Annotated in this window: 5 protein-coding genes; 2 read left to right on the plus strand and 3 right to left on the minus strand. The window is 72.4% G+C overall.

Features of this window, described 5'->3' with window-relative positions:
• A partial coding sequence (locus DEIPI_RS40100; protein WP_027482496.1) for a cache domain-containing protein occupies positions 1-965 on the minus strand: 965 nt, incomplete at its 3' end.
• Positions 966-1,033: 68 nt separating this feature from the next.
• Entirely contained in the window at positions 1,034-1,630 is a 597-nt protein-coding gene (locus DEIPI_RS0116510; RefSeq protein ID WP_027482497.1) for an HD domain-containing protein, read from the minus strand.
• 194 nt (positions 1,631-1,824) lie between these two features.
• Here DEIPI_RS0116510 and abc-f point away from each other — a divergent pair, with 194 nt between their 5' ends.
• Positions 1,825-3,423 (plus strand): ribosomal protection-like ABC-F family protein, encoded by a 1,599-nt coding sequence (abc-f, locus tag DEIPI_RS0116515; RefSeq protein ID WP_027482498.1) that lies wholly within the window; start codon positions 1,825-1,827, stop codon positions 3,421-3,423.
• Between the two features lie 6 nt (positions 3,424-3,429).
• On the opposite strand, the gene DEIPI_RS0116520 is transcribed toward abc-f, so the two are convergent.
• Entirely contained in the window at positions 3,430-3,984 is a 555-nt protein-coding gene (locus DEIPI_RS0116520; RefSeq protein ID WP_027482499.1) for a hypothetical protein, read from the minus strand.
• Positions 3,985-4,102: 118 nt separating this feature from the next.
• On the opposite strand from DEIPI_RS0116520, the gene DEIPI_RS0116525 reads away from it, so the two are divergent.
• On the plus strand, positions 4,103-5,716 hold the full coding sequence (locus DEIPI_RS0116525) for a hypothetical protein (protein ID WP_027482500.1): 1,614 nt from the start codon (positions 4,103-4,105) through the stop codon (positions 5,714-5,716).
• The last annotated feature ends 297 nt before the right edge of the window (positions 5,717-6,013 follow it).

The following is a 6,013-nucleotide window of genomic DNA, read 5'->3' on the forward strand; positions in this document are numbered from 1 at the left end:
GTGAGCCGCGCGAGGGGCAGCGTGATCGCGTGCGCGCGCCACGCGCCGAGCACTCCGAACGCGAGCGCCACGAGAAACGCCGCCACGAGCGCCGCCCGCTGGAAGCCGTACACGACGGCGAAGGCGTCGGCGGCGGGTTCGCGCGTCACGACGGTCCACCCCAGCCCCGGGTAGTCGCGGTAGCCCTGACTGACGCTGACGCCCGTGACGTACGAGGTCCCGTCCGGCCAGCGCTCCACCTCGTGCGCGAGCAGGCCGGGGCGGGACAGGACGTCCAGCGCGAGCTTCCGGCCCTGAAGCTCGGCCGGGCCGAGCAGCACCGTGTGGTCGCGGGAGAGCACCAGCACGTCCACGCGCCGTTCGTGGACGGGCTGCAGCAGGCCCTGCTGCACCTCCCTCGCCCATGACCAGCTCAGGTGCGCGCCGAGCACCGCGACGAGCCTCCCCTGACGGTCGCGGACGGGTGTGCTGACGTCCACGAAGCGCAGGGGCTCGCTGCCCTCGTGCGGCAGGAGCTTCGCGAGCAGCACCGCGTCGTGCACGTCGCCGACGAAGGCCGACTGTCTCGCGCGGCGGAACCACTCGCGCGACGACACGTTCGCGCCCTCCAGCAGGCTGCCCGTGGACGCGCGCACCTCCCCGTCCGGCGTCACGTATCCGATCCACGCGTAGGGCGTGAAGGTCCGCTGGAGCTCCTCGACGAGCAACTGGCGCTGATCGTCCCCGACGGTGGGGTCGCGCATCAGGTCGAGCTGCGCGAGGACCTGCATGTCCTTGTGACGCTCGAACATGCCGCGGTCGAGTCGATCGGACATCTCGTAGGCGAGCTCCTGGAGGTGGGTGCCCGTGGCGTCCTTGAGGTGCAGGGTCGCGGCGCGCCCCAGGCCGAGCGTCACGATGCCGACGGCGAGGAGCGCGAACAGGAAGTAGGCGAGGACGAGGCGGGTACGCAGGGACAGGAACATGAGAATCTGAAGAGAAGGTAAAGTACCCTCTGCTACCAAACTCTTACAGGAACCGAATTCTTCACGCTTCAGGCGTCACCCAGAAATCCTCGCTCCACCGCCCGGTCGAGCAACGCCGCCACGTACGCCCACAACGTCCCCGAGACGTCCCGCACCGGCTCCACCCGCCGCAGCACCTGCGAGCGGGCCACGCCGTGCCGCGTCCACGAGCCGCCGCCCGCCGCGAAGTTCTGCACGACGGGCAGCAGTCGGTCCACCGCGTTCGCGAAGCGCGCCTCCGGTGTGACGCCCGCCTCGAACTCCTCCCACAGCGCCCGCCACGCCGTGCCCTGCTCCACCGGAAGCAGGCCGAACAGCCGCCGCGCCGCCGCCGCCTCCCGCTCGGCCTTGTCCTCGTAACCGACCGTGTCGTACGCGAAGGTGTCGCCCGCGTCGATCTCCACCACGTCGTGCAGCAGCAGCATCCGCAGGACCCGGTCGAGGTCCGGCCGGGGCGCCTCCGCGTGCTCGTGCAGCGCCATCGCGAGGACGCACACGTGCCAGCTGTGCTCGGCGGTGTTCTCACGGCGGCTGCCGTCGATGAGGTCCGTCTGCCGCAGGACGCTCTTGAGCCGATCGATCTCCGTGACGAACGCGAACTGCCGGGTCAGGTGGTCGGTGAGCATCCCCAGAGTCTAAGGCCCCTTTCTCGGCCCAACGGCGTATTGACGCCCCCACCGTGCCTGTCTAGGCTGGACGCGTCCCCGACCAGGCTTCCTGGGGGAAGGCCCGAGCCCTCGCAGGAGAAAGAACCGCATGACCGACCGACGCTGACCGCCACAACCCCTGGAATCTGCACTCACCACCATGGGAGGTCAGCGTGGGCATCGTCCTGCGATCGGTCGCCAAGACCTACGGCGACCAGCTCATCTTTTCCGACGTCTCGTTCGAGCTGCACGCGGGCGAGAAGGTCGGCCTCGTCGGCCGCAACGGCAGCGGCAAGAGCACCCTCGTCCGCGTCCTCTCCGGAGAGGAGGCGCCCTCGGCGGGCAGCGTCCACGTCACCGGCACCGTCGGCGTCCTCGCGCAGCACGCGCCCGGCACCGACCTCGGCGTGCTCGACGCCGTGACCCCACCCGCGCTCCTGCGGGCCCGTGAGGCGCTCGGCCACGCCGAGAAGCTCCTCCGAAACCCCACCCCCGAGCACCTCGCGCGGTACGGCGAGGCGGAGGAAGCCTTCCGCGTGCTCGGAGGCTACGACTTCGAGGCCCGCGCGAGCGCCGTCCTCGCGGGCCTCGACCTGCGCGCGGACGCCCGCACGGTCGGCCTCTCGGGCGGTCAGCGTCGCCGCGTCATGCTCGCCGCCCTGCTCCTCGCGCCCGCCGACGTGCTGCTCCTCGACGAGCCCTCCAACCACCTCGACGCGGACAGCGTCACGTGGCTCGAAGGCTGGGTGCGAAGCGCTCCGTCGTGCGTGCTGGTCGTGTCGCACGACCGCGCCTTCCTCGACGCGACCGTCACGCGCGTCCTCGAACTCGAACGCGGAGAGCTCCACGAGTACCCCGGCGGCTACACCGGGGCGATGGAGGTCAAGCGCGTCCTCACCGAAGCGCAGGCGCGTCACCACGAAGCCTACGAGCGCAGACGGGGCGCGCTCGACGAGGAGATGCGCCGCCGCCAGAGCAAGGCGCGCAGCGCCTCCCAGTACAACCACAAACGCGCCAGCGACGGCGACAAGCTCCTCGCCAAGGGCAAGGCGCAGAACGCGCAGGTCGTCAACGCCTCCCGCGCCAAGGCCATCGAGCGACGGCTGGAGCGCCTCACCGTCGTGGAGAAACCCTACGAGGACCACACCCGCGTGGACGTGCCCCTGCCCGACGTGCCCACGGGACCCACGGACGTGCTGCGCGTCACCGACCTCTCGGTCGACCGGGGCGGCGTCTCCCCGTTCGCGGGACTGAACCTGCACGTCCGGCGCGGCGAGAAGGTGGCGCTCGTCGGACCGAACGGGAGCGGCAAGAGCACCCTGCTCGCCGCCGTCACGGGCCGCGTCGCGCCCACGACCGGGACGGTCACGCCGGGGCACGGACTCACCCTGTACTGGGCCGGGCAGCACGGCGAGGAACTCCTCGCGTTCCGCACCGTCGAGGAGGCCCTGCGCGCCGCGCAGCCCGCCCTGCGCACCCAGGACCTCCACCACCTCCTCGCGCGGCTCGGGCTGCCCACCGACCCCCGCGCGGAGCTCGGACGGCTCTCCGGCGGCGAACGCACCCGCCTCACCCTCGCGCGCGTGGCGGTGACGCGCGCCTCCCTGCTCGTCCTCGACGAGCCCACCAACCACCTCGACGTGCGCGCCATCGAGGCGCTGGAGGACCTTCTCGTGGCGCACCCGGGTACGCTGGTGTTCTCCTCGCACGACCGCCGCCTCGTGGAGCGCGTCGCGACGCGCGTCGTACGCCTCGGCACGGTGAGCGGCTGAGCCAGGTCAGGGTGCCCGGTCCTGCGGATTCGCGGGGGGCGTGGCCGAGCCCGCGTCGGGGGCCACGCCCCGCACGTCCGAGAGGTCCAGCGCCGCCCGCACCACCGAGCCCGCCAGGCCGAGGTTCAGCGTGAGCCTCCCCTCGCCGCGTCCGTACGTGACGCGCGCCTCCCGGGCGTTCACCTCGCGGGACGTCGGAGCGAAACCCTGCCGCTTGAGCTGCTCGTCGTGCGCGGCCAGCACGTCCGCTAGCGTCCCGCGCACCCGGTAGCTCAGCGTCGCCACCTTCGCGGCGGCGTCGTAGCGGGCGCCCAGCACGCCCGCGCCCTGCGGCGCCGTGAGCGACAGCAGGCCCGCGCCGGGCGTGTCCGTGTTGGCGTCCGCCGCGCCCGGCGCGAACAGCGCCCAGCGCACTCCGTTCGTCTTGCCCGAGAGCACGGGACGCTGCGTGAGGTTCTGCCCCGTCTGCGACGGCTGCCCCGGCAGGGACGACTGGGCGAGCGCGGGCGCGGCGCTCAGGACCGACGGCAGGACGACGAGGACGAGGATCGGTCTCTTCATGATGCCTCCGACGGCAGCGTACGCGCCGCGACCGTGTGAGGGTGCCGGAAACGCTCAAGCCCGGCCGCGTGAGGGCCGCCTCACGAGCCGTCAGCGAGCCTTCGCTACCCTGATCGCCATGCGTCACCGTCTCCACGCCCTCGCGCTCTCCCTCGCCCTGCTCGCGGCGGGCACGGCGTTCGCCGCGTCGCGGCAGCTCGTCCTCGCGCCCGGCAACCCGAACGTCACCGTCAACGGCCAGCCCGCCGTCTTCCAGAATCCGCCCGTCGCGCGCGGCTCGGCCGTGCTCGTGCCGCTCACCGAGACGCTCAACCTGCTCTCCCTGCCCGCCGTGGACGTCCACGACGCCCCCATCGACGAGACGGGCGCCACCACCGTGAACGGTCAGCTGTACGTGGACCTGCGCTGGCTGGCGTCCGCGACGGGCAGCACCCTCGACCCGTCACGCGACGGGCGCGCCTTCACCCTCACCGCGCCCCTCGTGAACAACGCCGACCCCACCGCGCCGCAGGCCCGCTTCGCGCCCGAGAAGGGCGTCTACGCGCCCGGCGAGAAGGTCACCCTCGTCGACTACTCCTTCGATCCCGAAGGGCAGGCCGTCACGAAACGCGAGTGGAGCGGACGGCAGGACGCGTACTACCAGCCCGGCGAGTACGTCGTGTCCCTCAAGGTCACGAACGCCGCCGGGAAGGTCAGCCCGCCCTACTCCCGCACCATCCGCGTGCAGGGCGCGCCCGTCGCGACGCCCCTCACGTACGCGCTGCGCAACACGGGGCTCAACGAGGCCTTCAATGATCCCCTCGTGCTGGGCTACCCCGCGCTCGCGCCGCGCGTGAACACCGTCGAGCAGAACTTCCCCCTGCTCTTCAGCGACTCGCCCGAGAAGCCCGCCGCGCCCGGCGTGCTCTACCGCGACACCGTCTCGGGCCGCGCGCGCCTGCTCGCCTACCACGTCAACGGCCTCGGCGCGCCCGCGCGGGTGTACGTCGTGGCGCGCAACCTCGAGGACCGTCCCGTCACGGTCCGCTCCGTCCGCGCGGGCGAGACGGCCCCGTCCAAGACGGAAGGCACCCTCGGACAGGTGGCCCTGCTCGACTTCCTCACCTCGGAGGCCACGCCGCAGCTCACGGTGGAGTCCGGACGGCTCGTGACGCTCTACTCCTCGCCCGTCCTGACGCCCGGCGCGGGCGCGAACTTCATGCAGGACGTCGAGACCGACGGCCGTGTGGAACTCAGCTTCGTCATTCTCCCCGCCGACACCAACATGAGCGTCCCGCTCGTGGCGGCCCTGCCGGTCCTGCCGCTCGACGGGCAGCACCAGCGCGGCACCTTCCCGGGCGCCGTGCGGCGCCTGTCCGTCACGCTGGGCCAGCTCCCCGCACGACTCAACATCGGCGACGGGCAGAACGACCGCGCGCTCTCGGGCACCGACGTCATCACGGGGACGCCCATGAAGCTCCTCGGGAACTACGGCGTGCTCTACGAGGTGCAGGTCACGAACGCCGCGGGCGCCGTCGTGGCGCTCGCCCCACGCGGCGGAGCCTACCGCGGCGCGCTGCGGCTCACGGACGGGCCGGACGCCTCCACGATGCGCGTGCCGCGCTCCGGCGTCCTCACCAAGCCCGACGTGCCCCAGCTGCTCTGGCGCGCCCGCAGCGACGTCCTCAACCTCAGCTTCGTGCCCGCCAACGGCTCGAACCTGCCGGTGTCGCTCGTGTTCTACCGCCCCTGAACCCGCGCGACTGAACCCGGAAGGAGCGCCGCCACGTACCTTATGTGGCGGCGCTCCTTCGTGTGTCCCGACGGAACATTCCGCCCGCCGTCACGCCGTAGATTGAGGCAACCCCGAGGTGCCGCATGCCCGACGAAGACCGAGAGTCCCCCACCGAGCGCCCCTCCATGGACCGCCGCGCGTTCCTGCGGTCCGCCGCGCTGTTCACCGGTACCGTCGCCGGGCTCGGCGGCGGTCTCGTGCTGCTCAGCCGCCGTTCGCCCGCCCCGGAACCCACGCCGCCCGCACCCGCGCCCG

The sequence above is a fragment of the Deinococcus pimensis DSM 21231 genome, assembly GCF_000519345.1.
In the GTDB taxonomy this organism is placed as follows: Bacteria; Deinococcota; Deinococci; order Deinococcales; family Deinococcaceae; genus Deinococcus_A; species Deinococcus_A pimensis.

Bases quoted from the DNA above. Each gene is read 5' to 3' on its own strand.
- DEIPI_RS0116510 (WP_027482497.1), bottom strand. From the start codon at position 1,630: ATGCTCACCGACCACCTGACCCGGCAGTTCGCGTTCGTCACGGAGATC.
- DEIPI_RS0116520 (WP_027482499.1), bottom strand. From the start codon at position 3,984: ATGAAGAGACCGATCCTCGTCCTCGTCGTCCTGCCGTCGGTCCTGAGC.
- DEIPI_RS0116525 (WP_027482500.1), top strand. From the start codon at position 4,103: ATGCGTCACCGTCTCCACGCCCTCGCGCTCTCCCTCGCCCTGCTCGCG.